Here is a 1,476-nt window from a genome sequence, read left to right on the forward strand (position 1 = left end):
CCGACAGCCGCGTTGAGGCGTTTCGTGACCTTGCCCAGCAGCTCGCTTCCGGCGCGCAGATCGTCTCTCCTGTTTTGCTGGCCGGCCAAGCGCGGCGCGAGCATGTCCGGTCCACCTTGCGGGAGGACCATGCAGCCCGCATTGCGCAACAAAACCAGGGCGGGCAACAGAAGTTCGATGAACTCGCTGGAGGTTTTTTCAAGTTCTTTCGCGGAACCGCCCTCCTGTTTTACCGCGACATGGTTGGACAGGATTCCCATATGCCATCGGTACTTGCGCTCGGCGACGTTCACCCGGAAAACTTCGGAGTAATGCCGGATATGAACGGCGCACCCATCTTTGGTGTCAACGACTTCGACGAAACGATATACGCACCCTTTACTTGGGATATTAAGCGCGGCGCGGTCGGATTCTGGATCGCAGCCCGCGAAATCGCTGAGTTCAATCGGCGGAAGCGCCGCAAGATTGTAGGTAAATTCGTAGATGGTTATGTCGAGGCAATGCAACTTTACGCGGACAACGCCACCGAAAAAAATGATCAGTACCGAATGGACAACTCTCCCAAGGTGATTCGCCGGCTTTTCGAAGAAGCCTGGCAAGAACGGAAGGACTGGCTTTGGGAAGATTATCTAAAGCCATCAGGAAGGGGTTTCCGTTCGAGCGACGAACTCCAACCGCTCTCCAGCGAGGTTGAGAAGTTTCAGAAGGCGATTAACCAACTTGCTGACACAAGGAACATTGGTAAATCCGACCGCATGGGCAATCTAAAAGTGAAGGATGTCTGCGTGCGCCACGGGCAGGGCACCGCATCGCTTGGACTCCCCCGATATTATGTGTTGATCGAAGGACCGTCGCAGGATGCCACCGACGATCTCATCATCGAGTTCAAACGTGCCCGTCACTCTGCTCTGGAAGGTCTCACGCCACCATCTGCTTTTAACGCTGGTGAAAAAGGGAAGCGGATCGCGCACGGCCAAAAAGTTCAGTTGGCGCATGGTGACTTATTTTACGGGGCGGTCGAAATCGAAGGAGAGAGTTTCATGAGCCGAGAGCGGGCACCGTTTCGTGATGACATCGACCTCGATGATCTGAACTACAAACATTGGAAACGCTATGCCAGAGTCTGCGGCGCTGCTCTGGCGCAGGCCCATGCGCTGTCTGACGATCTGGGACAGATTGATTACGACGTTGAGCCATCAATTCTCGCCGCGACGAACCCGAAGCGTTTATTTATAGCCGATCTGGTGCGCTTCACCGAGGAGGCGGCCGACCGTCTGCGGGCTGACCATACCTGTTTTTGTGAAGATCACGCCAACGGCGCGTTCAGAAATATCGACATCGTCTATCGGTAAAGGCCCGTGCCTCCATGTCTGGTGGGCTCCGAAGGCTATGTTGATGGCGTGGATGTCCCTCCCGACGGCATCGCAATGTGCCATTGTGGTTCGTGTTAAAGCCATCACAAAAGGAAGGAGAAAA

Annotated in this window: 1 protein-coding gene; it reads left to right on the forward strand. The window is 54.9% G+C overall.

Going from position 1 to position 1,476, the window contains the following annotated elements; genetic code table 11:
* Window positions 1-1,352 (forward strand): DUF2252 domain-containing protein (locus ACOI1H_RS25535; RefSeq protein WP_422441125.1); only part of this gene is annotated, 1,352 nt, incomplete at its 5' end.
* Between the last annotated feature and the right edge of the window lie 124 nt (window positions 1,353-1,476).

This window comes from Loktanella sp. DJP18, assembly GCF_049310965.1.
In the GTDB taxonomy this organism is placed as follows: domain Bacteria; phylum Pseudomonadota; class Alphaproteobacteria; order Rhodobacterales; family Rhodobacteraceae; genus Loktanella.